Source organism: Aquirufa aurantiipilula (genome assembly GCF_019923745.1).
Classification (GTDB): Bacteria; Bacteroidota; Bacteroidia; order Cytophagales; family Spirosomataceae; genus Aquirufa; species Aquirufa aurantiipilula.
This window is the reverse complement of the sequence record NZ_JAANOG010000003.1, coordinates 194480-220945: the sequence shown is the minus strand read 5'-3', so window position 1 is coordinate 220945 and position 26466 is coordinate 194480. Positions and strand designations below refer to the sequence as shown.

The 26466-nt window shown below is 39.1% G+C and carries 24 protein-coding genes; 17 read left to right on the top strand and 7 right to left on the bottom strand.

The window, feature by feature from the left end; translation table 11 throughout:
* Window positions 1-150 precede the first annotated feature (150 nt).
* From carB to G9H60_RS04535, 7 genes are all read left to right on the top strand, one after another.
* Complete coding sequence (carB, locus tag G9H60_RS04565; protein WP_223142923.1) at window positions 151-2979, top strand: carbamoyl-phosphate synthase large subunit; 2829 nt, start codon at window positions 151-153, stop codon at window positions 2977-2979.
* 18 nt (window positions 2980-2997) lie between these two features.
* On the top strand, window positions 2998-3249 hold the full coding sequence (locus G9H60_RS04560) for a hypothetical protein (protein ID WP_223142922.1): 252 nt from the start codon (window positions 2998-3000) through the stop codon (window positions 3247-3249).
* A gap of 140 nt (window positions 3250-3389) precedes the next feature.
* Window positions 3390-3665: a hypothetical protein gene (locus G9H60_RS04555; RefSeq protein ID WP_223142921.1), complete on the top strand. Its 276-nt coding sequence runs from the start codon at window positions 3390-3392 to the stop codon at window positions 3663-3665.
* A gap of 92 nt (window positions 3666-3757) precedes the next feature.
* Window positions 3758-4030: a hypothetical protein gene (locus G9H60_RS04550; RefSeq protein ID WP_223142920.1), complete on the top strand. Its 273-nt coding sequence runs from the start codon at window positions 3758-3760 to the stop codon at window positions 4028-4030.
* 31 nt (window positions 4031-4061) lie between these two features.
* Window positions 4062-5153 carry an efflux RND transporter periplasmic adaptor subunit gene (locus tag G9H60_RS04545; RefSeq protein ID WP_223142919.1) on the top strand — a complete coding sequence of 364 codons (1092 nt, stop codon included), beginning with the start codon at window positions 4062-4064 and terminating at the stop codon, window positions 5151-5153.
* A gap of 9 nt (window positions 5154-5162) precedes the next feature.
* The gene (locus G9H60_RS04540) at window positions 5163-8282 is read left to right on the top strand and encodes an efflux RND transporter permease subunit (RefSeq protein WP_223142918.1); all 3120 of its coding nucleotides are present in this window, start codon (window positions 5163-5165) and stop codon (window positions 8280-8282) included.
* A gap of 1 nt (window position 8283) precedes the next feature.
* Entirely contained in the window at window positions 8284-9708 is a 1425-nt protein-coding gene (locus G9H60_RS04535; protein WP_223142917.1) for a TolC family protein, read from the top strand.
* Here the strand turns inward: G9H60_RS04535 and purN are convergent, their stop codons facing one another.
* Window positions 9709-10278, bottom strand: a complete 570-nt coding sequence (gene purN, locus G9H60_RS04530) for a phosphoribosylglycinamide formyltransferase (protein WP_223142916.1) — start codon at window positions 10276-10278, stop codon at window positions 9709-9711. It lies immediately after the preceding gene.
* Between the two features lie 92 nt (window positions 10279-10370).
* On the opposite strand from purN, the gene bshA reads away from it, so the two are divergent.
* Together bshA and G9H60_RS04520 are read left to right on the top strand one after the other, a co-directional pair.
* Complete coding sequence (bshA, locus tag G9H60_RS04525; protein ID WP_223142915.1) at window positions 10371-11534, top strand: N-acetyl-alpha-D-glucosaminyl L-malate synthase BshA; 1164 nt, start codon at window positions 10371-10373, stop codon at window positions 11532-11534.
* 74 nt (window positions 11535-11608) lie between these two features.
* The gene (locus G9H60_RS04520; protein ID WP_223142914.1) at window positions 11609-12253 is read left to right on the top strand and encodes a sterol desaturase family protein; all 645 of its coding nucleotides are present in this window, start codon (window positions 11609-11611) and stop codon (window positions 12251-12253) included.
* Here the strand turns inward: G9H60_RS04520 and folK are convergent.
* The gene (gene folK / locus G9H60_RS04515) at window positions 12248-12736 is read right to left on the bottom strand and encodes a 2-amino-4-hydroxy-6-hydroxymethyldihydropteridine diphosphokinase (RefSeq protein WP_262899944.1); all 489 of its coding nucleotides are present in this window, start codon (window positions 12734-12736) and stop codon (window positions 12248-12250) included. The genes G9H60_RS04520 and folK overlap by 6 nt on opposite strands.
* A 39-nt stretch (window positions 12737-12775) precedes the next feature.
* Here folK and G9H60_RS04510 point away from each other — a divergent pair, with 39 nt between their 5' ends.
* A complete protein-coding gene (locus G9H60_RS04510; RefSeq protein WP_223142913.1) occupies window positions 12776-13345 on the top strand; it encodes a YqgE/AlgH family protein in 570 nt (189 codons plus the stop codon).
* Here the strand turns inward: G9H60_RS04510 and recG are convergent.
* Entirely contained in the window at window positions 13342-15435 is a 2094-nt protein-coding gene (gene recG / locus G9H60_RS04505) for an ATP-dependent DNA helicase RecG (protein ID WP_223143048.1), read from the bottom strand. The two genes, G9H60_RS04510 and recG, sit on opposite strands and share 4 nt — an antisense overlap.
* Window positions 15436-15504: 69 nt before the next feature.
* On the opposite strand from recG, the gene G9H60_RS04500 reads away from it, so the two are divergent.
* From G9H60_RS04500 to G9H60_RS04480, 5 genes are read left to right on the top strand one after another with little or no spacing between them, the layout of a single operon-like run.
* Window positions 15505-16239: a gliding motility-associated C-terminal domain-containing protein gene (locus G9H60_RS04500; RefSeq protein WP_223142912.1), complete on the top strand. Its 735-nt coding sequence runs from the start codon at window positions 15505-15507 to the stop codon at window positions 16237-16239.
* A gap of 3 nt (window positions 16240-16242) precedes the next feature.
* The gene (locus G9H60_RS04495; RefSeq protein WP_166230106.1) at window positions 16243-16755 is read left to right on the top strand and encodes an NADH-quinone oxidoreductase subunit B; all 513 of its coding nucleotides are present in this window, start codon (window positions 16243-16245) and stop codon (window positions 16753-16755) included.
* Window positions 16756-16765: 10 nt separating this feature from the next.
* Entirely contained in the window at window positions 16766-17257 is a 492-nt protein-coding gene (locus G9H60_RS04490) for an NADH-quinone oxidoreductase subunit C (RefSeq protein ID WP_223142911.1), read from the top strand.
* Window positions 17258-17261: 4 nt separating this feature from the next.
* Window positions 17262-18137 (top strand): glycosyltransferase family protein, encoded by an 876-nt coding sequence (locus G9H60_RS04485; protein ID WP_223142910.1) that lies wholly within the window; start codon window positions 17262-17264, stop codon window positions 18135-18137.
* Window positions 18137-19030, top strand: coding sequence for a glycosyltransferase family 2 protein (locus G9H60_RS04480; protein ID WP_223142909.1), 894 nt, complete (start codon window positions 18137-18139; stop codon window positions 19028-19030). Before G9H60_RS04485 ends, G9H60_RS04480 begins: the two co-directional genes overlap by 1 nt.
* Here the strand turns inward: G9H60_RS04480 and G9H60_RS04475 are convergent.
* Window positions 19027-19968: a glycosyltransferase gene (locus G9H60_RS04475; RefSeq protein ID WP_223142908.1), complete on the bottom strand. Its 942-nt coding sequence runs from the start codon at window positions 19966-19968 to the stop codon at window positions 19027-19029. The genes G9H60_RS04480 and G9H60_RS04475 overlap by 4 nt on opposite strands.
* Before the next feature lie 71 nt (window positions 19969-20039).
* Between G9H60_RS04475 and G9H60_RS04470 the strand changes: the two genes are divergently transcribed.
* Together G9H60_RS04470 and G9H60_RS04465 are read left to right on the top strand one after the other, a co-directional pair.
* Window positions 20040-21869 carry an ABC transporter ATP-binding protein gene (locus tag G9H60_RS04470; protein WP_223142907.1) on the top strand — a complete coding sequence of 610 codons (1830 nt, stop codon included), beginning with the start codon at window positions 20040-20042 and terminating at the stop codon, window positions 21867-21869.
* A 110-nt stretch (window positions 21870-21979) separates the two neighbouring features.
* Window positions 21980-23182 (top strand): pyridoxal phosphate-dependent aminotransferase, encoded by a 1203-nt coding sequence (locus tag G9H60_RS04465; protein WP_223142906.1) that lies wholly within the window; start codon window positions 21980-21982, stop codon window positions 23180-23182.
* An 84-nt stretch (window positions 23183-23266) separates the two neighbouring features.
* Here the strand turns inward: G9H60_RS04465 and nhaA are convergent, their stop codons facing one another.
* The 3 genes from nhaA to G9H60_RS04450 are packed head-to-tail and all read right to left on the bottom strand — an operon-like array spanning window position 23267 to window position 26372.
* A complete protein-coding gene (nhaA, locus tag G9H60_RS04460) occupies window positions 23267-24400 on the bottom strand; it encodes a Na+/H+ antiporter NhaA (protein WP_223142905.1) in 1134 nt (377 codons plus the stop codon).
* A gap of 26 nt (window positions 24401-24426) precedes the next feature.
* Complete coding sequence (locus G9H60_RS04455; protein ID WP_223142904.1) at window positions 24427-25137, bottom strand: phosphatase PAP2 family protein; 711 nt, start codon at window positions 25135-25137, stop codon at window positions 24427-24429.
* Complete coding sequence (locus G9H60_RS04450) at window positions 25137-26372, bottom strand: peroxiredoxin family protein (RefSeq protein ID WP_223142903.1); 1236 nt, start codon at window positions 26370-26372, stop codon at window positions 25137-25139. The genes G9H60_RS04455 and G9H60_RS04450 overlap by 1 nt, the downstream gene beginning before the upstream one ends.
* Window positions 26373-26466 lie beyond the last annotated feature (94 nt).

Genomic DNA, 26466 nt, shown 5'->3' with positions numbered 1-26466 from the left:
GGTAAAAGGTCTATGTGCTTAAAATTCCTGATTTTTATTTTCAATAACGTTTCCCAATTCGGGCTTCAACTGCTAACTTTGTACAATTTTTGAGCCTAAGTGTAAAGGTCTAAAAATTTGTTTTCTATTGATACAAAATAAATTCATCCCGTGCCAAAAGATTTATCTATCCGTTCCGTTCTGATTATCGGTTCTGGTCCTATTGTAATTGGTCAAGCCTGTGAGTTTGATTATTCTGGTTCTCAAGCTGCTCGTTCCTTGCTAGAAGAAGGAATCGAAGTGATTCTGATCAATTCCAACCCTGCTACCATCATGACGGATCCTATGAACGCCGATCATGTGTATTTGAAGCCATTAGATAGAGCTTCCATCATTCATATTTTGGAGAGACATCAAATAGATGCAGTGTTACCAACCATGGGTGGTCAAACAGCTTTGAACTTGGCTATCGATTGCGAAGAAGCGGGTGTTTGGGAAAAATACGGAGTGAAAATAATCGGGGTTGATATAAAAGCCATCGAAACCACAGAAGATCGGGAGAAATTCCGTTTGAAAATGTTGGAGTTGGGAGTGGGAGTGTGTAAAGGAAGAACAGCTCGTTCATTCCTAGAAGGAAAAGAAATTGCTCAAGAAACAGGTTTCCCCTTAGTAATTCGTCCATCATTTACCTTGGGTGGAACAGGTGGTGGATTTGTGAATGATCCTAAGGACTTTGATGCTGCTTTAAATAAAGGTTTACATGCATCACCTACACATGAGGTTTTGGTTGAACAGTCCATCATGGGCTGGAAAGAATATGAATTGGAGTTATTACGTGATAATTTAGGTAACGTTATCATCATTTGCTCCATTGAGAATTTTGACCCAATGGGTATTCATACTGGAGATTCCATTACAGTGGCTCCAGCCATGACCTTGCCAGATACGATATACCAACGTATGCGTGATATGGCTATCATGATGATGAATGCGATTGGAAAATTTGCGGGTGGATGTAATGTTCAATTTGCACTGAATCCTGAAACGGATGAAATCATTGCCATTGAAATTAACCCTCGTGTTTCTCGTTCATCGGCATTGGCTTCTAAAGCGACTGGTTATCCGATAGCAAAAATTGCAGCCAAAATGGCCATTGGTTATAACTTGGATGAGTTGAGTAATGCCATCACTGGAACGACCTCAGCCTATTTTGAGCCAGCTTTAGATTACGTGATTGTGAAAGTTCCACGTTGGAATTTTGATAAATTCAAAGGAGCTGATCGCTCATTAGGTCTTCAAATGAAGTCGGTAGGAGAAACCATGGGAATCGGCCGTAATTTCCAAGAGGCATTGCAAAAGGCTTGTCAATCCTTGGAAATTAAGCGTAATGGTCTGGGTGCTGACGGAAAGGAATTGAGAGATCAAGATGCTATCATGCATTCTTTGGCTAATCCTTCATGGAATCGTTTGTTCCATGTCTATGATGCCTTTAAAATGGGAATCTCTTTCAAGACCATTCAGCAACTAACACGTATAGATAAATGGTTCTTGAACCAAATTGAAGATTTGGTACGTGTCGAAAAAGAAATTGAACGTTTTACCTTAGCTAGCATTCCAACAGATTTATTGGAAGAAGCTAAACACAAAGGATTTGCAGATCGTCAAATTGCTCATGCCTTACGTTGCTTAGAATCTGAGGTGTACGATAAGCGTAACAACCTTGGAATTAAGCGTTTATACAAATGTGTGGATACTTGCGCAGCGGAATTTGAAGCAAAAACTCCATATTATTATTCCACTTTTGGTCAAAGTACAGACTCCATGGATAATGAATCCAAGTCTTCTGACCGTAAAAAAGTAGTGGTTCTAGGTTCTGGCCCTAACCGCATCGGTCAAGGAATTGAGTTTGATTATTCTTGTGTACACGGTGTTTTAGCCGCTAAGGAAGCAGGATATGAAACCATCATGATCAACTCCAATCCTGAAACTGTTTCTACGGATTTTGATATTGCTGACAAATTATATTTTGAACCTGTATTTTGGGAGCATGTCTATGACATCATTCAACATGAAAAACCGGAAGGAGTAATCGTACAATTGGGTGGTCAAACCGCTTTGAAATTAGCTGAGAAGTTATCTAAATATGGCATTAAAATCTTAGGTACTTCATTTGAAGCGTTGGATTTGGCAGAAGATCGGGGAGCTTTCTCTAGTCTTTTGAAAGATTTAGATATTCCTTATCCTAAATTTGGCGTTTGTGAAGATGCTGATAATGCGGTGCTTTTAGGTCGTGAGTTAGGATATCCATTATTAGTGCGTCCAAGTTACGTTTTGGGTGGTCAATCCATGAAGATTGTCATCAACGAACAAGAATTGGAGCAACATGTAGTAGATATTTTGCGTGATATTCCGGGGAATAAAATCTTATTAGATCACTTCCTTGAAAATGCGATTGAAGCGGAGGCAGATGCCATTTGTGATGGAGAAGATGTATACATTATTGGTGTAATGGAGCATATTGAGCCTGCTGGAATTCACTCAGGAGATTCACATTCTGTCTTACCTCCATTTGATTTGTCTGAAAACGTCATCAAGCAAATTGAAGACCATACGAAGAAAATTGCGGTTGCTTTAAAGACAAAAGGATTGTTGAATATTCAATTCGCTGTTAAAAATGAAGTTGTGTACATCATTGAAGCTAACCCTAGAGCTTCTAGAACGGTACCTTTTATTTGTAAAGCTTATCAAGAGCCTTATGTAAATTATGCTACAAAGGTGATGCTTGGGGATAAAAAAGTAAAGGATTTTGATTTCAAACCTGTTAAAAAAGGATACGCCATAAAGATTCCTGTATTTTCTTTCAATAAATTTCCGAATGTCAACATGGAATTAGGTCCCGAGATGAAATCCACTGGGGAAGCCATATATTTCATTGATGATTTGAAAGATGAGTTTTTCAGGAAGGTGTATGGGGAACGAAATTTATATTTAAGTCGTTAATAGACAAAAAATAGAAACATGTTAAAGATTCTCGGACTTATTTTCTTGTTTATCTACGTCATTAGGCCTTTGTTCAAATTGCTGTTTAAGAGTTATATCATCACTCAAGTACATAGACAGCAATCTGAACAGGCATATCGACAAAAGGAGGCCACCAAGAGAGAAGGGAGCATTGATGTGGACTATGTACCACCCCAAGCTAAATCCAAGCCTCGGACGACTAAAGCTGACGATGGTGACTACGTTCCTTTTGAGGAAATCAAGGAGTAAGAAGAGAGAGATTTTATATTTATTAAAACGATTTTGTAGTTTTTGGGTTTAATCATGTATACTTGTTTAAACCAAATGACATTTTATTTGCCTAGATGAGGAATTTATTAACGTGGTGCTTTTTTTTACTTGCCGTTTTGATGATAAACGACAGTTTGATTTTGAGCACGATTAAGAATTCCCACGAAACATCTAAAGTTTGGGTAGATCAGTTCTCTGACATCAATTCTGCAGGTCAAACTTCTGATGAAGTAGAAGATATGGAAGAAGAGGGATTTGCTTTTCTTTTACAACCTGCACCTCATTTTCAATTGTTTCAAGTGATTCAATCGGATTTAGTACTTTCATTGAAAGCTAATCCGTATCAGGATATTTCCTTGGACATGATTTGTCCTCCTCCCCAATTGTCGGTCTAAATCCGCACAATTAGAAACAAAACACAATAAAACATTTCTTGTAACAGGTGGGTGAAGCTTAAGGCTTTCGCGCATCTATTAATTTGAATCATATGAAATTTTTCATGTTAATGCTATGTGTATGCTGTGCACACATAGGGATTAGCCAAGTACCAGCTAATTATAAAGCCCAGCTTAATAAAAATGTAAAGTCCGAAGCTAAAGTTATTCAAGTCATCGAAAAAGGGTATTCTCAACAAACGAGTCATGAGACACCGAAGTACAGAAAAAGAGAGACATTGATCGAACAAAAAGTAGCTGTGAGCAAAGGATTGGCACGTAGTTCTTATAAACAACAGGCAATAGCCGAAACTAAAGAAAAGTAAAATGAATCGAGCGTCTAAGCTAGTGTTTTGTATGGGTATACTCCTTTTACAAGCATGTGGTACCAAAAACGAAAACAATAGTCAGGAGATTTCCAGTCTAGAAGTCAGTGTACCTATTCAAATGGATACGACAATTTCTCAGGAGTTTGTGGCAGATATCAATGCCATCAATAACGTAGAAATACGGGCCCGAGTAAAAGGCTATTTGGATAAAATACATGTGGATGAAGGAAAAGCGGTTCGTAAAGGACAAGTCTTATTTACCATTAATAATTTGGAATATTTGGCCGAAGTGATGCGTGCCAAATCAGTGTTGAATCAAACCATGGCGGACATCAAAGCCGAGGAGTTGGAATTGATCAATACACGATTATTGGTGGAGAAAAATGTCATTGCGAAAAACCAATTAGCCATTGCCCTAGCTAAAATAGAAGGATTAAAAGCGAAAAAAGAGGAAGCTGAAGCGCATGTGAAAGCGGCTCAATTACGCGTAGAATACTCTTCTATTCGGGCACCATTTGATGGCGTTGTAGACCGTTTACCTTTCAAATCAGGTAGCTTAGTTGACGAGGGAACTTTACTCACCACTTTATCCGACACTAAAAATGTATTTGCCTATTTCAATGTTTCTGAAAAGGAATATTTGGCATTTGCGGAGTTAGGCGAGGGCTTTAAACACAATACTTCGGTTTCATTATTATTGGCCAATGGGGAATTGTATCCTTACATGGGTAAAGTGGAAACGATTGAAGGTGAGTTTGATAAGAATACAGGTAATATCGCTTTTCGAGCAAGATTTGATAATCCAGAAAAACTGTTGAAACATGGTTCTTCTGGTCGCGTTCAAATGCCTAAAAAGGTGAATGGTTACTGGTTATTACCACAAAAGGCGGTATTCGAAATTCAGGAGAAAAATTATGTTTTTGTCAAGGATAAAACAGGGATTTTGAAGATGAAAAGTTTAATACCTGAAATTCGGATGCCGCACTTTTATTTAGTAAAAGGATTTAGCTCCTCGGATACCATTTTGGTGGAAGGAATTCAATTAGTTAAACAAGGACAAAAGATCAAAGGAGAGTATATTCCTATGCGTCGCATTTTGGAAAAATCTAAAACACTTTAAGCAAGAACTATGGTACAAAAATTTATAACCCGACCGGTTCTGGCCATTGTTGTTTCCCTCTTCATTGTGATTTTGGGAGTTATTTCTATGCAACAATTACCCATTACGCAGTTTCCGGATATTGTTCCTCCGGCGGTAACGGTTACAACGAAATATACAGGAGCTAATGCGGAAGTATGTGCGAAAGCCGTAGTGACGCCTTTGGAACGTGCCATTAATGGCGTGGCAGGAATGACCTACATGACTTCCGTTTCTGGAAATGACGGGACAAGTATTATTCAGGTTTATTTTGAAGTAGGTACTGATCCTGACGTGGCGGCCGTAAACGTTCAAACCAGGGTACAGACGGTTTTGGACGAAATGCCTGAAGAAGTTATTAAGGCCGGTGTAATGACGGAGAAAGAGGTAAACAGTATGTTGCTGTATGTGAACTTATTAAGTTCAGATCCCAGCATCGATGAAAAGTTTATTTACAACTTCGCGGACATCAACGTGTTGCCGGAATTAAAGCGTATCAATGGGGTGGGTTTTGCGGACATTATGGGTCAGCGTGAGTATGCCATGCGTATTTGGTTACACCCAGATCGATTGTTTGCCTATAAACTTTCAGCGGATGACGTAGTAGCGGCATTGCGGAGTCAAAACGTAGAAGCCGCACCAGGTAAAATTGGGGAAAGCTCAGGTAAAAGAGCTCAAGCCTTGCAATACGTTCTTCGATACACCGGTAAGTTTACCCAAGTGGCAGAGTATGAAAATCTCATCATCAAGTCAACCGAATCTGGTCAATTATTGCGCTTAAAAGATGTAGCCGATATTGAGTTTGGCTCTTTGGATTATGATGTTTTATCGAAGGAAAATGGAAAGCCATCGGCTGCTATTTTATTGAAGCAAAGACCTGGATCTAATGCCGCAGAGGTTATTGCTAATGTCAAGAAACGCTTAGAAGAATTAAAAGTTAGCACCTTTCCTCCGGGTATGGGTTATACGATTAGTTATGACGTATCTCGCTTTTTAGATGCATCAATTCATGAGGTAATAAAAACACTTTTGGAAGCCTTTTTATTGGTGGCATTGGTGGTGTTTATCTTCTTGCAGGATTGGAGAGCAACTTTAGTACCCATCATTGCAGTACCCGTATCGTTGGTTGGAACCTTTAGCTTCATGCTCTTTTTTGGTTTCTCTATCAATTTGCTGACACTATTCTCTTTGGTATTAGCCATTGGTATTGTCGTGGATGATGCCATAGTCGTGGTAGAAGCGGTCCATGCCAAAATGGAAGAAAAGAACATGTCAGTTCTTGCTGCTACCAAAGAAGCCATGTTTGAAATTTCTGGAGCCATTATGGCCATAACCTTGGTCATGGTTTCGGTATTTGTGCCGGTGGCCTTTTTATCTGGACCAGTGGGAGTTTTCTTTAGGCAGTTTTCGGTAACTATGGCTATATCCATTGCCTTATCAGGATTAACGGCCTTAACCTTAACCCCAGCTCTTTGTGTATTGCTGTTAAAAAAGCCCCATTTAGATGATAAAAATATCTTGGGCAGATTCTTCATAGCCTTCAATCATCGATATGATAAGATTGCGAATAAGTATTTAGGTGTGGTACAATTTTTTATCCATCGTAGAACCATCATGTGGGGAACGCTGGGGATTTTTACTTTGGCTACCGTCTTTTTGGTACGACAAGTACCTACGGGTTTTATTCCAACGGAAGATCAAGGAACTTTGTATGTCAATGTAACGACACCATCGGGAGCTACCTTGGAAAGAACCGAAAAAGTGATGGATGATGTCTATAAGCAAATTAAGAGTGTTTCTGCCATTGAATCTTTTTCAAGTTTGGCAGGATTTAGCTTATTGACAGACGGAAGCGGAGCTTCTTTTGGTATGGGTATTGTGACCTTAAAACCCTGGGATGTACGTGATAAAAACTTAGATCAGGTAATTGATGAAGTTCGCGAAAAAACCAAGGAAATTAAAGAAGCGAGCATTCAACTTATTCCACCACCGGCAGTGCCTGGTTTTGGAAATGCTTCTGGATTTGAATTCCGTGTGCAAGACAGATCGGGTAGTGGAGATTTGCAAAAACTTTCTGCCGTGACATTAGAGTTTGCTAAAAAACTGAATGAGTCCGCATCCATTCAAAATACTTTTTCCAGCTTTGACCCAACTTTCCCTCAATATATGTTGGAAGTTGACCAATCAGCGGCTGCTCAGAAAGGGGTCAATGTGATTTCGGCCATGGATAATTTACAAACTTTATTGGGTAGTTTTTACGCCACTAACTTTATCCGATTTGGACAGATGTACAAAGTTATGGTGCAAGTGGACCCGAGTTATCGAATTCATCCTGATGATGTTATGAAATTTTATGCCAAAAATAAGGATGGAGAAATGGTGCCTTATTCGTCGTTTATGAAGATGCGTAGGGTATATGGACCAGAGCAGTTGACTCGATTCAATATGTTTACTTCTGCCATGGTGAATGGGGAGCCAGCTCCTGGTTTCAGTACCGGGGAGGCCTTAAAGGAAATTCAAGCACAAGCGGCGAAAAATCTTCCTAGAGGATATACCATAGAATGGTCAGGTATGACCCGTGAAGAGTTTTTGGCAGGGAATCAAGCTATTTTCATTTTTATCATTTGTTTGGTATTTGTGTATTTATTGCTTTCAGCTCAATACGAATCCTTCCTTATGCCATTCCCGGTGCTAATCTTTTTGCCAATGGGAGCCTTTGGCGTGTATCTATTCTTACAGGTATTTGGATTACAAAACAACATTTATGCTCAGGTGGCTATGGTTATGCTCATCGGATTGTTGGGTAAAAATGCCATTTTGATTGTGGAATTTGCCTTGGCGCAAATGAAACAAGGAGTCAGTATTATTGATGCGGCTAAGCAAGGAGCTTTTGCTCGTTTACGACCTATTTTAATGACTTCCTTTGCCTTTGTAGCTGGATTGATTCCTTTGATGATTTCAAGTGGAGCAGGTGCCATAGGGAACAGAACCATTGGGACAGCTTCTGCTGGAGGGATGATTTTAGGAACTATAGGAGGATTGATTCTTATTCCAGGATTGTTTGTTGTCTTTGCCACTATATCAGCTAAATTTTCTAAACCCAAGGTTTAATATGCGTCTAATCGTCATAATAAGTATATTTTCCATGAGCTTGCTGTCTTGTCAGCAAGCCATTTTTCGAGATGCACGTAAAATCGATGCAGAATTAGAAGCCTATCGAATGAAAGATGTTGGGCAGTCTGTATCCAGTATAGAAGCCTGTTGGAAAAAGGATAGTTTATTGGTGCAATTGATTGATTCAGTCTTAATTCGTAGTAATGATATTAAGATTGGATTCCTAAATCTTGCCATTAGTCGGGCTCAATATACCTTTGATCGGGGAGCTATGAAGCCGACTGTTTCTGGAGTTATTCAACCGAGTTTGAGGAAATTCAGTAAATATACCATGGATGGGGTCGGTAATTACGATACCCAATTTTCGCCTAATATTTCCAAAGATCAGATCATTCCTGAGCATTTACCTGATGTGATGATAGGGCTTCAATCTTCTTGGGAAGTGGATATTTGGGGGAAACTTTCAAAGCGTAAAAAAGCAAGTGCTTTGAGGTATTTAGCAACCGAATCAGGCCAACAATGGTACATTACTTCTTTGGTTTCTGAAGTAGCGGGTATGTATGGACAATTGGTGGCATTGGATCAAGAATTGGACATTTTGAAAACCAATATTGGCATACAATTTAGTGCCTTGAACTTGGTTAAAATTCAAAAAGAAGCGGGTGTGGTGAATGAGTCAGCAGTTCAGCAGTTGGAGGCACAATGGTTAAATTCAAGAGCCCAGGAAGGTTTGGTGTTGCAACAAATCACGGAATTGGAAAATCAACTTCGTTATTGGTTAAATCAACCTAATAAAAAAATTGCTCGTTCTCAGTATCCATTTAATTGTTCCTTGGATAGCTCCTTGTATGCTCAAATTCAGATTGATCAATTGGAAAGAAGACCCGATGTGCGTCAGGCAAGGTTAGAATTGGAAGCCCAATTACTGAACAAGCAAAGTGCCGATTTAGCCTTGAAACCATCTGTGGTATTATCAGGTATGTTAGGAGTGCAAGGATTCCAACCAGCTTATTTATTTCAGTTGCCTACCTCCATGGCCTATCAATTGATAGGGGGAATTACAGCACCCTGGTTAAATCGTTCGGCTTTATATTCTAATATTAGTCGAGAAAATGCTCGTTGGAAAGCTCTCGATTTAACCTATCAAAATGCCTTATTAAAAGGCTTTTTGGAATGGGATACTCAGGTAAAGTCCTTGGCCTATTTACAAAGGATGGATCAGTTGAAAGAACGAGAAGTAATGTTGACCAAAGGGGCTATTGCTACGGTGGGCACCTTGTTTACTACAGCTAAAGCTAATTATTTGGAGGTTCTAACTGCCCAACAAAACGCATTACGTTCGGAGTTGGAATTATTGGAAATCTCAAGAAAACGCTGGATACATGCTATCCAGTTATACCGTGTTTTAGGTGGAGGCTGGTAATTAGTTTGATTGCTTAATCAGTTTTTCAATAATTACCGGAAAATCACGGTGCTCAAGAACCTGGCCTTTTCTGGCGACATCCTCCGGGCTGTCGCCAGGATCAATGCTAAATGAACTTTGATGGATAATAGCACCTTCATCATAATGCTCATTTACAAAATGAATGGTGATACCTGATTCTTTTTCTCCTGCTTCAATAACAGCTTCATGTACAAAGTGTCCGTACATTCCTTTTCCTCCAAACTTAGGTAAAAGAGCTGGGTGAAGGTTAATGATGCGTTGTGGATATGCTTGCACAAAGCTGCTTGGAATTAACCATAAAAATCCAGCTAACACAATCCAGTCGGTTTGTAATGCTTGAATTTCACTTAAGACAATTCCATTTTTGTATTCTTCTCGGGAGAAAACGCGACAAGGGACTTGCAGTCTTTTGGCACGTTCAATGACCCCTGCTTCTGGGTTATTGCAATAAATGCAACTAACCTGAGCTAGCGAGGAACCCTGTAAATGTTGAATGATTTTTTCCGCATTGGAACCTGATCCGGAAGCAAAAATGACGATGTTTTTCAAGCCTAAACGATTATTTTCTTACAAATTTAGGCCATATTGCGGAACCTTTAGGCAAAAATTGAAGTTTTGTTTCTTCAGGTTAAAATCGGAACATGAAAATAGGAATCATTTGCTACCCAACGTATGGGGGAAGTGGGGTTGTGGCAACCGAGTTAGGAAAAGCCCTAGCATCGGCTGGTCATGAAGTGCATTTTATCACGTATACTCAGCCACCAAGATTGGATTTCTTTTCCGAAAATATTTTTTATCATGAGGTAAGTGTGGCCTCCTATCCCTTATTTCAGTACTTACCTTATGAGTCGGCTTTAGCCAGTAAAATGGTGGATGTCACCATCAATGAAAAGCTAGATTTACTACATGTTCATTATGCCATTCCTCATGCTTCTGCGGCTTATTTAGCGAAGCAAATTTTAAAATATAAAGGTATTCACGTGCCAGTAATTACCACATTGCACGGTACAGATATAACACTTGTAGGAAGGGATCCATCCTTTGAACCTGTCGTAACTTTTTCCATCAATGAATCGGATGGCGTTACAGCGGTATCAGAAAGTCTTCGAAATGATACCTATGCAGAGTTTGAGATTTTAAGTGCGATTGAAGTGATTCCAAATTTTATTGACTTAAAACGATTTAAAAAACAAGCTAAAGAACATTTTAAGATAGCCATTTGTCCCCATGGAGAAAAGCTATTGATGCATACTTCCAATTTTCGAAAAGTTAAAAGAATTGAAGACATCATTCATGTATTTGAGAAAGTTCGGAAAGAGATTCCTTCCAAATTATTATTAGTAGGAGATGGGCCAGAACGTTCGGCGATCGAAGCCTTATGTCGGGATTTGGGAGTACAAGGAGATGTTCGTTTTTTAGGAAAATTGGATACTATTGAGGAAGCACTTTCTTTGGCTGATGTCTTCTTTTTGACCTCTGAAAAAGAAAGTTTTGGATTAGCTGCTTTGGAAGCAATGGCTTGTGAAGTTCCTGTAATTTCATCCAATGCAGGAGGAATAACCGAAGTGAATATTCATGGCGAAACAGGCTATGTGAGTGAAATAGGCGATATCGATGATATGGCCAAAAATACCATTAAACTACTTTCAGACGAAGTTTTGTTAACCCAAATGAAGAAGAATTCCTTGGAGAGAGCCAAGTTATTTGATATTGAGAAAATACTTCCTCTTTATGAAAACTACTATCAAAGGATCATAAGTCAAAGTTGGAAATTCCCAACTCAGAATCTTTTGGATAGCGAATAGTTTCTATTAATTTTGTGTTCAAAGCCTAAGTCTACTATCAATTCAATTCCGATTTTTTTCTAAAAATTCGAGATATGGAAAAACAAAACATACGTCCGAAGCATTCGGGTTCAAAGCAATTATTTGAAAATCCTATTTTAGAGAGGTTGTCAAGAACACACATTGCGATACCAGTAACTTTATTTTTTCTGACAGGTATGGTGCTTTTGTACTTTGCTTTCACGTATGCGGTATTGGATAACAGAGTTATTTTAGGCTTATTTTTAATTGGATTTTTCGGGTTCACCTTCATCGAATATTGGGTGCATCGCAGTATTTACCACATTGAACCTACTACTGAGGCTAGATCTAAATTTCAGTACATTGCACATGGCGTTCATCATGAATATCCCAAAGACAAGACTCGTTTAGCAATGCCTCCGGTGATTGCCATTTTGGTGGTAGGTCTGCTCTTTTCTATTTCTTATTTTGCACTAAATAATTATGCTTTTGCCTTCTTTCCTGGATTCATTTGGGGATATGCTTCTTATTTATTGGTGCATTATTGTGTTCACGCTTATCCTCCTCCCAAGAATTATTTTAAAATGCTTTGGGTAAACCATGCTGTTCATCACTATAAAGATGGAAATGCGGTATTTGGTGTTTCTTCTCCTATTTGGGATTATGTATTTGGTACCATGGATACCATGGATAAGAATAAGGTTCAGGAGAATTTATAAATCCAATTTTTTAACTTCAGAACTATCTGGACAATCTATTACAAGATTGTCTATACTTTTCTTTAAGATTGGGTGTATCAAATTTGGAGCAATTTCTGCCAAAGGAATTAATACAAATTTTCGTTGAGGTAAAAAGGGGTGAGGTATTTGTAAATTACTTTCTTGGATGATTTGATTTCCATAAAATAGAATGTCCAAGTCGATGATTCTAGCCTCCCATTGTTGTTTTCTTACACGGCCTAATTCGGATTCAATGTTCAATAGTTGAGCGATTAATTCCTGAGGATTCAGTTCTGTGTTTAATTCAAGCACTTGGTTTAGGAAGTCAGCTTGCTGGGTATTTCCCCAAGCTTTCGTTTGATAAATAGAAGAAAAATGAAGTATAGGCCCTATTTTTTTTTCAAGAATTGGATAGACATTTTTAAAAATTTCAAGGGTATTTCCTAGATTGCCTCCCAAAGAGAGGTACATGTTGGTGGCCATGGTCATTTCATTTCTAACAAACTTACAAATTTCTTTTTTATGCCTAAGAAAAATGCTCCATTGGAATTAAAACCAGGTATGCTCTTGGTTTCTGAACCATTTTTGGAGGACCCTTCTTTTCATCGTTCCGTGGTATTATTATGTGAACATTCTTCTTCTCATTCGTTTGGATTGGTGTTAAATCAAAGGCAGGAAATAGTGTTGGATTCCTATATGGACGAAAAGGTCATGGAAGATGTGCCGCTTTATTCAGGTGGCCCAGTGGATCCTACCATCATGCAGTTTGTACATCGAAGACCTGATTTGATTCCTGATGGAATAGAGATAGGAGAAGGGATATTTTGGTCAGGAGATTTTGAACGGGCTATCGAATTAGTGGTTGGGGGAGAAATTGGATTTGAAGAGATCAAATTTTTTATTGGCTATTCTGGCTGGGGCGCGGGTCAATTAGAACGAGAAGTGAAATCCAATGCATGGATGTTACATCCCGCCAAAGCTGAATATGTTTTTGATGAACCCACCTTGAACTTGTGGCGGAAAGTCTTGTTTGATAAAGGTGGCGACTATCGAGTATTGTCTACTTATCCCGATGACCCCAATCTGAACTAGCTAATTTTAGCCCAGTTGGTCGTGTCCCTACGTTGATGGGCAACTTGTTCGCGTATCATCTGGTGATTGGGTAATGTTAACTGTGGATCTTCGTCCAATATTTTTTGTGCCGTTTCTCTAGCAACTTTTAAAATTTCGCCGTCTTTGGCCAAGTCCGCAATCATCAGATCAATGGCGCCACTTTGACGCGTCCCACCTAAATCACCTGGACCCCTTAATTGTAAATCAACTTCAGCAATCTCAAAACCATTGTTGGTTCTGACCATGGTTTCAACCCTTTTTTTGGTATCTGCACTTAATTTATAGCCTGTCATCAATATGCAATAACTTTGTTCGGCACCTCGCCCAACCCGTCCTCTAAGTTGGTGTAATTGCGCCAAACCAAATCTTTCAGCACTTTCAATGATCATGATACTGGCATTAGGGACATTGACACCCACTTCAATGACCGTAGTGGCTACCATGATTTTAGTTTCATTTTTGACAAAGCGGGCCATTTCAAAGTCTTTATCAGCCGACTTCATTTTGCCATGAAGAATTCCTAAAGGCACTTCGGGAAAAGCTCTAGAAATACTTTCAAATCCATCCATTAAATCTTTGAAATCCATTTTTTCAGATTCTTCAATCAAGGGATAGACGATATAAACTTGTCGGCCTTTGCTCAGTTCATTTTGGATAAAACCAAACACCTGTAAACGATGGCTATCATAGCGATGAATGGTTTGAATGGCTTTTCTACCTGCTGGCATTTCGTCAATGATGGAAATATCTAAATCTCCATACAATGTCATAGCTAAAGTACGCGGGATCGGTGTGGCCGTCATTACCATGACATGCGGATGAGTCTGTTTGTTTTTATCCCACAGTTTGGCTCTTTGAGCTACACCAAAACGATGTTGTTCATCAATGATGCATAATCCCAAATTGTGAAATTGAACGACGTCCTCAAAAATGGCATGTGTTCCCACCAAAATTTGCAGCTTGCCTGAGGCTAAATCTTCATGTAAAACTTGTCGATCTTTCTTTTTGGTAGAACCCGTCAATTTAGATATTTGTATATCCAATAAATCAGCAAATTTCTTGAGACCTTGATAATGCTGGTCGGCTAAAATTTCAGTGGGAGCCATCAAGCAGGCTTGTGTGCCATTATCAATGGCTAAAAGCATGGCGATGAAAGCCACGATGGTTTTTCCAGAACCTACATCACCTTGGAGAAGCCGGTTCATCTGCTGCCCCGATTTCATGTCTTGAAAAATTTCTCGAATCACTTTTTTCTGCGCATTGGTTAATTCAAAGGGCATGTGATTCTGATAGAAATTAGTTAACAAGGCCGCTGAAGAAAAAACTTGACCAGGGAAGGCCGTTTTTCTAACTAAATTTTGTTTGATTAATCGGAGCTGGTTGTAGAATAGCTCTTCAAATTTCAAGCGTCTTTTTGCTTGATGTAACCAATTCTCCGATTGAGGTAAATGAATGTGGTATAAAGCTTCTTGTTTTGAAATAAGTTTGAATTGCTGAATTATTTCTGGGGGAAGCGTTTCTCGGATGTAAGGGAATGCCAAATGCAATAGATTTTTTTGCAGTTGGGCCATTACTTTACTATCGATGTATTTTTTTCTTAATTTTTCAGTTAAGGAATATACAGGATGGAAATAGGTGTCATTTTGAGCTTTTCCTTTATACACTTCCATTTCTGGATGAGTAATTTGCATTTGCCCATTGAAGCTGGTCGGCTTGCCATAAAATAAATAATCAACCCCGGGCGTTAAGGTTTTTTCAAGCCATTTAATGCCTTGAAACCAGACTAACTCAATGCAACCCGATTCATCGCAACATTGAGCAACAAGTCTTTGCTTGGGTCCCTGACCGATTTTTTCTTTGTAACGAATTCGCCCGACAAACTGGGCATGCTCCAATTGTTCGGTAATTTGATCAATCGGATAAATGGCTGTACGGTCTTCGTAACGAAAGGGAAAGTACTGAATTAAGTCGCCATAGGTAAATAGACCTAATTCCATTTGAAGCAGGCTAAGTCGTGCGGGTGTCATTCCACGCAGCAAGGCTAAATCTGTTTCAAAAAAATGGGTCATGGGCATTCCATAAAAATTTTGTGAATTTAGGTATATTTACAAAACCTTAGGGAGAATTTTTTAAGCTTTATGTTTTTAACAAACACTTTATTAATTTCTAGATTAAAATACCCTTCTTTAACTCGCGTAAAGCACGTATTGTTGCTGTTCTTTTTATTGGGGACGAGTATTGCCTCATGGGCTCAATGTCCTGTGTGGGTAGCGACAGAAAAGAAAGTGGTGGTGTTTTCCCCCAATCGCCTTTTAGGTGAACCTTACCCAAACCCTATTCCTATTCCTGTCAATGGTGCTCAAAATGCCGAAATTAAATGGACATGGACATTAGCTGGTACCAATAGAGGGCAGGAGATTGGCGTAACGGATTCTACTCGATTAAATACGACCTTCGATATTCAGAAAATAATACAGAGTCATCAGGATTTAGAAGGTACAAGTTTTACGTTAACCTATTTTATTACGGGAGTTGGTAAAGACGCTACTACGGGTCAACCATGTCAGAGTTTTGCTACCATTGACGTGGTGGTTTTAGTTAAAATTCACCCTTACAATGCCATTACGCCGAATTCAGATGATACCAATGATGAATGGTTTATTGATTATTTATACAATTATCCTGATGCCAGCATTGTGATTTTTGATCGTTGGGGTCAACCTGTTTTTGAAAGTACGGGATATCAATACGAAGAAAAGCCCTTTAAAGGGAAGTTTAATGGGAAGGATTTGCCCTCTGGAACCTACATGTACCGCATTACCCCTAGTGAGGAATATGGGACTATTTATGGCAATTTGACCATTGTAAGATAATATATGAAAAGCTTATTAGACCAACAGTTTCAGTCGGAAGGATTTGTGATTAGTCAAGTTGAAGATTTACTCAACTGGGCTAGAGCCAGCTCCTTGTGGCCTATGAGCTTTGGTCTAGCTTGTTGTGCGATAGAAATGATGCAGGCTTTTGCATCGGGTTATGATTTAGATCGATTTGGGGTGTTTCCTCGCCCTTCCCCTCGTCAGTCAGATGTGATGATTGTAGCTGGTACTGTTACATTCAAAATGGCCGATCGGATTCGTCGTTTATACGAGCAAATGCCTGAGCCAAGGTATGTGATTTCCATGGGTTCTTGTTCCAACTGTGGCGGACCTTATTGGGATCATGGATACCATGTGGTCAAAGGTGTGGATCGGATAATTCCAGTGGATGTTTATGTGCCTGGGTGTCCACCAAGACCCGAAGCTTTATTAGGTGGTATCATTAAATTGCAAGAGAAAATTCAACAAGAAAGTTTGGTAGTTCCAGCCCGTATTTTGGAAGCCATCTCTTAAACGAACTCGCATGAACGCTGTTTTACATATCAAAGAATTGATAGAACAAAGTTTGGGAAAAAGCCTGAACTTCGAAGAGGCGAATAGTCGGGTTACTTTAGAAGTCGATGATTTGGTTCCCGTATGTGATTTATTGTGGAGAAACCCCGTATCTTATTTTGATTCATTGTCTTGCTTAACTGCTTTGGATAATGGTCCCGACAAAGGTGATATAGAATTGATTTATACCCTTTATTCCATACCCAACCATTTGACATTTCATCTACGAATTGTAGTGCCACGTTTATCGGCTGATGGGTCATTACCAGAGGTGTCTACTGTTTCTCATATTTGGAAAACAGCCGATTGGCATGAAAGAGAGGCTTTTGATTTGGTAGGTGTGAAATTTACGGGTCATCCCGATTTAAGAAGAATCTTATTGCCAGAAGACTGGAAAGGTCATCCATTAAGAAAGGATTATGAAGAACCTGATACCTACCACGGTATTCAAGTAAAATATTAGTCTGATGAAAATAGCAGGCTTTACTTTCATTCGGAATGCCATCAAAAATGATTATGCCATTGTGGAGGCAATAACATCCATTCTACCTATTTGTGATGAATTTGTAGTGGCTGTTGGTAAATCAGAGGATGATACGTTGGCCTTAATTCAAAGCATTCCTTCCCATAAAATTAAAATTGTTGAGACCGTTTGGGATGATAGCCAGCGAGAAGGAGGAAGAACTTTCGCCTTAGAAACAGATAAGGCCTATGCGGCAATTTCACCCGACACGGATTGGGCTTTTTATATACAAGGGGATGAATGCGTACATGAAAATGATTTGCCCATCATTCAACAATCCATGGAGCAGTATTTGAATGATTCAGCTGTGGAAGGTTTATTATTCAACTACCGCCATTTTTATGGGTCCTATAATCATGTAGCGGTATCTCGGCGCTGGTATCGTCGGGAAATAAGGGTAGTCAAATTTCATCCAGATGTACATTCATACAAGGATGCTCAGGGATTCAGAAAAGCTGGGAAAAAGATACAAGTCAAGTTAATTCCAGCCCATATTTTTCATTATGGTTGGGTGAAACCTCCACAAGGATTAAATAATAAAGTAAGAAACTTTACTCAGTTTTATCATGATGATGCTTGGCTAGAGGCTAATGTACCTCAAGATTATCAGTTTGATTATGGAAATGCTGAGCGATTGACTCTTTTTGATGGGACACATCCACAAGTGATGCAAGCCCGAGTAGCTCAGCAAAATTGGCCTTTTCATGTGGATCCTAAAGAATTAAGAAAGCGGATGAGCTTACGAAGAAAGGTATTGCAGCAAATAGAAGATTGGACAGGTAGAAGAATAGGGGAATATAAAAACTACCGAATGATCTAATGATGGAAGAGAAAATTTCCTATTTCCCGCGGCAAGTTTCAGATGACAAGCCATTTTTCACCATAATGATTCCTACATGGAACAATTTGGCATTTCTTCAACATTGCATCCGAAGCATACGTCAGCATTCTACTACTTCATACCAGTTGGTAGTACATCTGAATGAAGGTTCGGATGGCTCACTGGAATGGATAAAAGCACAAGGAGATATTGCCTATTCTTACAGTAAGGAAAATGTCGGTGTATGCTATGCCATGAATGCCATGCGAAAATTGGCTAAGGCAGATTACTTGCTATATCTCAATGACGACATGTATGTGTTACCCAATTGGGATGGTATTTTACAAGAAGAAGTTTTGGCTTGCCCAGATCATAATTTCTTTATTTCTGCCACTATGATTGAGCCTAGAGCTCAAAGTAATTGTTCGATAGAACAGGCTTATGGCTATAATCTGGAAACCTTTGAGGAAGATCGATTATTGAAAGAATGGAATACATGGGAGAAACATGATTGGCAAGGAAGTACTTGGCCACCCAATGTAGTTCATAAAGATCTATGGGATCAGGTAGGGGGCTATAGTGTAGAGTTTTCTCCCGGTATGTATTCAGATCCTGATTTTTCGATGAAATTATGGCAGGCTGGTGTACGATTTTTCAAAGGTGTAGCTCGCTGCCGAGTATATCATTTTGGATCTATTTCTGTCAAAAGAGTCAAACAAAATAAAGGATATTATCAATTCATTCGGACCTGGGGTATGAGCTCAGGGACTTTTTCCAAATACTACTTACAAAGAGGGAAACCATTTGATGGACCACTACAAAAAAGATACATTCCTTTTTGGGTTTATCTCAAAAATTGGTATTACCGAATCAGCTTGCGGTTCAAGGCTTAATATATGGTGAATAGTAGTTTAAATGGGTAAAGCCATTTGGAGAGTGCTCCCTTTTTTTTGTAGGCTAACATCTCATCTCGGTATTTCATAACCAAATATGTTCTTCTGATTCGAGCAAAAAGGTTAGTGGAGCAAAAGTCGCGTGCTAGTTTCCTTAATACTTGTTTTTCTAAGGCTTTTTCTTCCGGACAAAATTCAGCTAACAATTGAACGCGCTGCTGTATACGCAGGTCACGTTGTTTTCTAGTAGCATAATGTTTAGGAGCTTTTTTTAGATTGGCACCTATAGCATTTTGATCATGCTGTCGGTAGTGTACCAAGATTTCGGGTAAATAGGTAACACCTTGAAAGCAGGTAGCCAGAAAGCCGATGTAATAATCATGAGAAACAAATCGCGGAAAAGGAAATGCATGTTTTAAGATGGATTTTTGGAATAACATACTATGTCCTGGCGCCCAAGCACCAAAGGTATACATCAGTGGACTGGTATATGGAATTTGATTTTTCAGGTCCGACATTCTTTGAGGAAGCTCATTTCCTTTATCGTCAATAAGCTGAGAATCAGCATAAATAAGGGAGTGAGATCCAATAGTATGGTATAATCGACTTAGTTTTTGTTTTTCCCAAATATCATCTTGGTCAGATAACGCTATCCATTCACCTTGAGCCAATTGTATTGCTTTTTCAAAACTGCCGACATAGCCCAGGTTTTTCTCATTTTGGAAGATTTTAATACGAGCATCTTTCAGAGCCATTTCTTGAAGAATAGACCAGGTGCGATCGGTAGAGGCATCATCTAAATACACGAATTCAAGATGCGGATAATCTTGGTTTAAGTGACTATGAATCTGTTCTTCCACATATTTCTCGCCCTGGTAACAAGCCATGACGATGGAAATCAAGGGGTGCTTCGCTTCGTTATTCTGTATTGAGGGCATTGAAAGGGTATAAATTCTAATTTGTTTGTTAAAATTGTAGTAATTTGGCCTAAATTTAAGAAAGATTCTCATTGAAAACCTATCTCCGACTACTTAGCTACGCCGTTTCCATTCGGAAGTATATATTTCCATATTTTGGATTTTCACTTTTGGCAAGCTTATTCGGAATCTTGAATTTTACTTTGTTGATCCCCCTATTAAATGTGCTATTTAATCAGGCCGCAACAGCGAATATAGCCTTATATAGAAATTTACCTGAATTTGCTTTTTCTCCCAATTATTTCTCCTTTGCTTTTAATCATTATTTCTACGGAGCTTTAGAACAGTATGGAAGAATTGGCGCCTTGCAATATGCTTGTGGAGCCATTATGATTTCCGTGATTTTGTCCAATATATTTCGGTATTTTTCTCAACGTGTATTGAAAACGGTGGAGGCTGATACCATTGCTTCATTGCGACAAGCCGTATTTGAACAAGCCATACGTTTGGACTTGAGTTATTTCAGCGAGCGTAAGAAAGGAAATTTGATGTCGCGCTTGACCACGGATGTGCAGGAGGTGGAAAATAGTATCGGGCGGGCCTTTACCGCGACTTTCAAGGAGATTTTTTCTTTAGTATTGTTTTTTGTCTTTTTGGCTAGCATGTCAGGAAAATTGACTCTGTTTTCCCTGATGATACTTCCGCTTTCTGGAGGAGTTATCGCCACCATTACCCGTCGATTGCGAAGAGCTGCCGGAGAAGTGCAACAGCATTTAAGTGGTTTGATTAGCTTATTGGATGAAACATTTGGCGCTATGCGCGTGGTGAAGGCCTTTCGGGCTGAAACGATGATGGATCAACGATTTCAACAAGAAAATGGAAAATACCGACATTCTTTGTTGAAGATGGTATTTCGACAAGAATTAACCTCACCTGTATCGGAGAGTTTGGGAGTTTTGGTAGTTACGGGAATATTGTTGTACGGAGGTACCTTGGTGATTTCTGGCGATGGAGAGCTAAGTGCTTCAACTTTCATAGCCTTTATTGCTACATTTTCCCAAGTAATGCGACCAGCCAAAGCGATAGCAGATGCATTCAGTGGTATTCAGCGAGGAGTAGCTAGTGCTGACCGAATTATTGAAATTTTAGATACTCAACCGAGTATCATAGCGGAGGAGCCGATTATACCCAAGAAGGAATTGCAGCATCGCATTGTTTTTGATCAAGTGAATTTTGCCTATCAAAAAGACAAGCTTGTTTTGGATCAAGTTAGTTTTGAGATTCCGAAAGGGAAGACCATTGCTTTGGTTGGTCCATCAGGAGGGGGTAAATCTACTTTAGCGGATTTGTTGCCTCGTTTTTATGATCCAAGTTCGGGTCAAATTTTGATCGATGATGTGCCCATTAAGCAAGTGCCTTTGGAAGATTTACGTTCTTTGATGGGAATAGTGACTCAGGAATCCGTGTTGTTCAATGACTCGATATTTAACAACATAGCTTTTGGGACAGAAGCCAGTCAAGAAGAAGTAGAAGAAGCCGCAAAAATTGCCAATGCACATGATTTCATTATGGCTAATCCAGAAGGTTACCAGGCGTTTATCGGGGATAGAGGTTCTAAATTATCAGGAGGACAACGACAACGAATTTCCATTGCTAGAGCCGTTTTGAAAAATCCACCCATTTTGATTTTGGATGAGGCGACTAGTGCATTGGACAATGAATCTGAGAAATTGGTTCAAGCTGCATTAACTAACTTAATGAAGAATAGAACGGTGTTAGTCATCGCACATCGTTTGAGTACCATTCAGCATGCAGATCAAATATTGGTGGTACAAAAAGGGAAGATTATGGAAAGGGGAACGCACGAGGAATTAATGCAGGATTCCAAGGGACTTTATGCCAAATTAAGTCACACTAAGTAAACGACCGTTTGATAGATTCACGAATCGATTTATCAAGAAATGATTAGTTATTCCATTTAGAAAAGGGTAATTTTGCGTTCGAATTGTAAAATTAGCATTGATTATCTACTATGTCATCATCATTATTAGCCCAACGAATTCAAGCTTTAGAAGAGTCTTCCACTTTGGGAATGACTAAAAAAGCACGTGAATTAGCCGCCCAAGGTCATAAAGTTATAAGTTTATCGGTAGGAGAGCCAGATTTCAAAACTCCAGCTCACATCTGTGAAGCAGCTAAGAAAGCCATTGATGATGGTTTTCATGGATATTCTCCAGTAGCTGGTTATCCAGATTTACGTATGGCTATTGCCAACAAATTAAAGCGTGATAATGGATTGGAATGGGCTTCTGAAAACATTGTTGTTTCTACAGGAGCAAAGCATTCATTAGCGAATGCCATTGCTGCTTTGATTGATCCAGGTGATGAGGTAATCATTTTTTCTCCATACTGGGTTTCTTATTCTGAGATGGTGAAATTAGCTGAAGGTACTTCGGTGATTGTTCAAGGGTCATTTGAAAACAATTTCAAAGTAACAGCTGAGCAATTTGAAGCAGCTATTACACTTAAGACTAAAATGGTGATGTTTGCTTCACCTAATAATCCTACGGGATCTGTTTATACAGAATCTGAACTACGTGATATCGCCAATGTAGTGGCTCGTCATGAGCGCATCTTTGTTTTGGCAGATGAAATATATGAGTATATCAACTTTACTCAAGGAGGCCATTTCTCCATTGGTTCTATTCCGGAAATTAAAGACCGTGTAATCACAGTTAATGGAGTAGCCAAAGGTCATGCCATGACAGGTTGGAGAATTGGATTCATTGCTGCCGCCAAATGGATTGCTGACGGTGTTGAGAAATTACAAGGTCAAGTTACTTCTGGTACGAATTCCATTGCTCAAAAAGCTGCTGTTGCTGCTTTTAACGGAACATTAGATCATGCTTACGAAATGAAAGCTGCCTATGACCGTCGCCGTAAATTAGTAGTAGGTAAATTGCGTGAAATTGAAGGATTTAAAGTTAACATGCCAGATGGTGCATTTTATGCATTCCCTGATATTTCCTATTTCTATGGTAAGTCAGATGGTAAAACGACTATCCATGATTCAGACGATTTCTGTAACTGGTTATTGCAAGAGGCTTTTGTAGCCACCGTGGCAGGTTCTGGTTTTGGAGCACCGAATTGCATGCGTATTTCTACGGCAGCAGCTGACGAGCAATTAGAAGAAGCTTGTGAGCGTATCAAAAATGCCGTAGCTAAATTGAAATAAGATTATTTCTTTATAAAGGAAAAGGTTAGCCGAACAGCTAACCTTTTTTTATGCCCGATGAATACCAGCAGAAATTTCAGCTGATTACTTTTTCAAAGTCTTGCTCAATAGACTAAAACCAATGATTGCCGAAACCAAAGAAGCCAATAAAATACTGAATTTGGAAACGTCTACGATAGACTCTTGATCAAAGGATAAGTTGGTAATGAATATGGACATGGTAAATCCAATACCACCTAAAAAACCGACTCCAATGATGGTGGGCCAAGAAAGATCTTTGGGTAATTTACTAATTCCCAAACTTGAAGCAATGAAGCAAAAAAGGAAAATACCGATGGGTTTGCCCAGGCTCAAGCCGGTAAAAATACCTAAACTATAAGTTTCAAACAGTTTACTGGTGGTTTCGGTATTTAAGAATATCGCAGTATTGGCCAAAGCAAAGATGGGTAAAATTCCAAAGCTGACAGGCTTATGCAAAAAGTGTTGAATCTTGGTGGAGATGGATTGTTGATCGCCCTTATCAAATGGAATAGCAAAGGCCAACAGTACCCCAGTGATGGTTGGATGAACACCTGATTGACCCATGAAATACCACATAGCTAGGCCACCCAATAAATACAATGGAATGGAGCGTACACGGGCAAAATTCATACCTCCTAACAAAGCAAAGGTTCCCAACGACAAGAATAAATTGGTCCAATCCAGTCCGCTAGAATAAAAAGTCCCTATGATCACAATCGCACCTAGGTCATCGATAACCGCCAATGCAGTCAAAAATATCTTGAGCGAAAGTGGGACTTTATTGCCCAAAAGAGATAAGATACCTAATGCAAAAGCGATATCCGTGGACATTGGAATGGCACTTCCTGAAATGGTTGCTGTGCCAATATTGAATATGGTATATATGATAACCGGGACAATCATGCCTCCTAAAGCACCAATGACAGGGAAAGAAGCTTCTTTGATTTTGGATAATTCTCCAATGTAGATTTCTCGTTCTAATTCTAAACCGACCAATAAGAAAAATATAGTCATTAATCCATCATTAATCCAATGCTCCAGAGCATGGCCCATCAATTCTGTTTTCCAAAGTTGGTGGTATGCATTTCCCCATTCAGAATTACTTACAAAGAGGGAGAAAAGAGTACAAAAAATCAAGATGATGCCACTCGATTTTTCGCTTTCAAAAAATTCTTTAAATAGTTTAGTAACCTTCATAGAATGGGCAAATGAGTGAATGTATTTTAGAAATGATAACTAAAACTGGCTGCATAATAATTAGGGGCTACCCTTGGTTCCCATTGAAAAGCTTGCGATTTAGAAAACCGCTCTTTCAATTTTGGATAAATACAATAAGCTAATTCAGCTGAAGCAATGCCAATGCCAGCACCTACCAAGACATCGCTTAGCCAATGTTCATGATTTGCCAAGCGAAGGTAACCTGTTCCTGCTGCTAAAGTATACCCTGTTACAGCTAGCCAAGGATATTCCTTGCCAAGTTCTTTTGATAAAAGGGTTGCGCCGAAAAAAGCAGTAGCAGTATGTCCAGATGGGAAAGAATGTTCTGCTCCATTTGGACGGGTTTCGTTGATTATTCGTTTTAAACCTTGGGTGCTGATGACATAGATACCCGTTCCAAGAAGGAATAGTCCTAGCTGCTCTTTGCCTTTATGAATGGCATTGGCTCCTAAAATTCGAGCTCCAATATGGATTAAAGTGGGGCTGTATTGTAAGAAATCATCTGCTGAACTTTGAAATGTTGCATAGTTGTCATGATGCCAGATCACTTGTTTGTCGTGAGCAGCTTGATTATAAAAAGCCAATCCACCTAAGGTTAAACTCAAGGGAGCTATCCAGGGCTTCAGTTTAGCATTTTTCCTTTCTTGACCAAAACTTATACGTTCTATCCCGAAGAAAAAGAAGCCGATGAGCAGCAAATATTTGAGTAAGGGCATTATTTCTCCTTTAGTAATGTTTGGATGGTTTTTTCAAATTCTTGAACCCAATCCGTATAATACAAACCCGTTCCTGGTCCTGAAAATCCTGTGTGAATTTCTCTAACTTTTCCTTTTTTATCAATCACGAAAGTTGTTGGATAACCATAGAACTTATTTAACATGGGAAATACTTGTGCAATGGTTTCATCATTAGGCACTCCTCCAAAAACTAAAGGATAATCAATACCAATTTTCTTTTTGAAATTTTCGATTTTGGGGCCTGAAACCGCCATCTCTGGGGAGTATTCAAAAGAAACACCCACTACTTCTACTCCTTTGGCCTTGTTTTTGGAATAAAATGGAGCTAAAAAACGAGCTTCATCGATGCAGTTAGGGCACCAAGAACCCATGATTTCTACAATGACCACTTTGTTTTTGAAACGCTCATCTTGTAAACTAATCGTTTCGCCTTTGGGAGTTGGAAGACTGAAATTTAAACGGTCATATCCTGGTTTTAGAAAGGTTAGTTTTTTCAAATCAGGCAAGCTGGCTTTTGGATCTAAATTCCCTTTGACTTCTTTTTTGGTAGCAAATCCTGAGAATAAGGTTCCGTTGATTTCTTTTCCTATCACTTTGGTTTTAAAAAGTAAGACAAAGCTTCCATCAAAATAGCTTACAAAAAGACTATCTCCTGAAACGTTTCCTTGTAAAAAACGGTAATCACCTGAAGTCTGTAAAATGGAACCTGTGACCTTGTTACCTACTTGTTTGAATACACCTACACTGGGGGTGTGTTTATCCTCAACAGCAATGTCCACATTCCATGTGCCGCTAACATTGATTTTGGGGGTTTTCAATCCAGTGAATCTTTCCTTGGAACCATATAAAGCTGAAAAGGGAAGCTGGTTGACAAATTTACCATTTCGTTTTTTAATCCAATAACCGGTCATTTTTTGAGAGCCATCTAAGCGGGCTACAATTTCTGAATCATATAGATCAAAAGGTATTACTAAAGAATCACCTCGAAAATAGGATTCACCCAAATGAAAGCTTTCGGAACCATTGATGACTTTAATTATAAAAGTGTTTTTCTGTTTACCTGCAGCTACACTTAGGTTAAAAGGAAGGCCTCCTCCTTGAGATCGAAGTTCTGCTCTCCATGAGCCCAATTGAGGATTTTTGCTTGACTGGGCGGCTAAATTTCCAACAAAAAAGAAATTGAGAAAGGCAATTAATAAATATCGTTTTATCATGATGTTAAAATGCTTGTGCGCAAAGATAGGACAAAGCAAGGCGGCTTTAAAAAAAATGCTGACAATTTCGAAAATTGCTGAAATGGCCAAAGGA